This window comes from Sporosarcina sp. D27 (assembly GCF_000586555.1).
Taxonomy (GTDB): domain Bacteria; phylum Bacillota; class Bacilli; order Bacillales_A; family Planococcaceae; genus Sporosarcina.
In genome coordinates this window covers 1-1,455 of the sequence record NZ_AZUC01000026.1, presented here as the reverse complement: position 1 = coordinate 1,455, position 1,455 = coordinate 1, and the positions used below count along the sequence as shown (strand labels likewise).

The 1,455-nt window shown below is 41.6% G+C and carries 2 protein-coding genes; both read right to left on the bottom strand.

Annotated features, from left to right (window positions below):
• Positions 1-130 precede the first annotated feature (130 nt).
• Entirely contained in the window at positions 131-1,012 is an 882-nt protein-coding gene (locus tag N693_RS0106050; protein WP_253271158.1) for an IS3 family transposase, read from the bottom strand.
• Between the two features lie 11 nt (positions 1,013-1,023).
• Positions 1,024-1,317 (bottom strand): transposase, encoded by a 294-nt coding sequence (locus N693_RS19925; RefSeq protein ID WP_025783900.1) that lies wholly within the window; start codon positions 1,315-1,317, stop codon positions 1,024-1,026.
• Positions 1,318-1,455: the final 138 nt, after the last annotated feature.

Genomic DNA, 1,455 nt, shown 5'->3' with positions numbered 1-1,455 from the left:
TGGTATTTTGTCAATAAACGTACACTGAAAAATGCTCGGTTTTATATCAGGAATACTACCGCGCTCCGCTTGGTGGGACGGTGAAGAAGAAACATTCCGTTGGAATATTTATCCTTCACCGTCTAAGTGGTCAGGAAATGAGCGCTTCTTTATTTCTCTTGATGAGTTGTTCCTCAAACTTCATCGGGGATTGGTAGCCTAATCTAGAATGTCGTCGTGTTGTATTGTAGAAGTCATCAATATAACTAGGGATTTCTTTTAACGCCTGTTCGCGGGTCACTGTACCCCAGCGATAGATCAGCTCTTTTTTGATGGTGGCATGAAAAGATTCAATGCATGCGTTATCATAGGGGTTCGCTGTCCTGCTCATACTAATCTCCACGTCATGTTCTTTAAGAAGGCTAATATATTCTTTTGAACAATATTGGCTGCCCCGATCAGAATGATGAAGAAACCCATTCTCTGGTTGACGCAAAAGAAGTGCTTTCTTCAACGCTGAGGAGACCAGCTCTACTCCCATTGAGACACCTAGGGTGTATCCGACAATACGTCTTGAGCACAAGTCCATTACACTCGCTAAGTAGACCCACCCATCTAATGTGTTGACATAGGTAATGTCAGTCACCCATACAGTGTTCAACTCTTCTACATCGAACTGACGATTTAGCAGGTTTGGATAAATTGGTTTGTCATGATCGGAATTGGTAGTGGTGACAAATTTCTTTTTAAATTGTGCGGTCAATCCCAGTTCTCTCATTAGCGTAGCTACGAAGCTTTCACTTACTTGATAGCCAATTTCTTTAAGATCCTTATGAATCCTCGGACTACCGCAGACCCCATGTCCAAGGTGGAAAAATAGGAAGACGTCCTGCTTAATCGCTTCTCGGTTTTCGTGTCTCCGTTGCCATTCAATGGTTAGTGGTCGGTGTTTCCACTCATAGTAGCCACTTCTTGATACATCCAGAATCTTGCACATCTTCGCCACACTGTACTCTTTTGAATGTTCCTGAATGAATTGGTACCTTATGACTGGTTTTTCGCGAAGACATGCATAGCCTTTTTTAAAATCTCATTTTCTTCTCGAAGGTTCTCCATCTCTTTTTCAGCAGCGCGGAGTTGCTTTTCTAAATCTCCAGGAGTTGATATTCCTTCACCTGATTTCTTTTCTTTCAATTCTTTGCGATATCTGGATACCCATCTTCTAATGGTCCCCTCGGCCACGCCTGTTTCATAGGAGAGTTGAGTCATCTTTCGGCCTTCTTCTACCACAAGACGGCAAATATATAACTTGAATGCAGGAGATTGGTGTTTAGCCACTTCATACACGTCCTTTTCATTAGTAATTAGAATATAACAATAATGAGCGGTTGTGTGTACGTTTTTTATAATAGCCCCAGACTTTCCCGATTTATGATCATTTTTCTAGGGTTATGATCAATTACCAACGCTTATGAT